Origin of the sequence: Caballeronia sp. INML3B, from assembly GCF_023631305.1 — a bacterium.
GTDB lineage: Bacteria > Pseudomonadota > Gammaproteobacteria > Burkholderiales > Burkholderiaceae > Caballeronia > Caballeronia turbans.
Genome location: NZ_JALQDI010000124.1, coordinates 1 through 230, shown reverse-complemented (window position 1 = coordinate 230; position 230 = coordinate 1). Strand labels below are relative to the sequence as shown.

General features: G+C 65.7%; 1 protein-coding gene. It reads left to right on the top strand.

The window, feature by feature from the left end; genetic code table 11:
• A partial coding sequence (locus NCS58_RS34135) for an FAD-binding protein (RefSeq protein WP_250539065.1) occupies positions 1 to 230 on the top strand: 230 nt, incomplete at both ends.

Here is a 230-nt window from a genome sequence, read left to right as displayed (position 1 = left end):
GTTGAGGCGGGCGCCATCCTTGATGTCAGCGCCCTTTCGGGCATCGTGAAATACGAGCCGGAGGAACTGGTTCTAACGTTAAGGGCCGGCACGCACATCGCCGAAATCGAGGCGGCGCTCGCGGAAAAAAACCAGATGCTGGGTTTTGAGCCCGCCGATTGGGGGCCGCTTTTCGGCGCGCGGGCGGGCGGGGCCACGGCGGCCGGAATCGTGGCGGCCAATGCATGCGG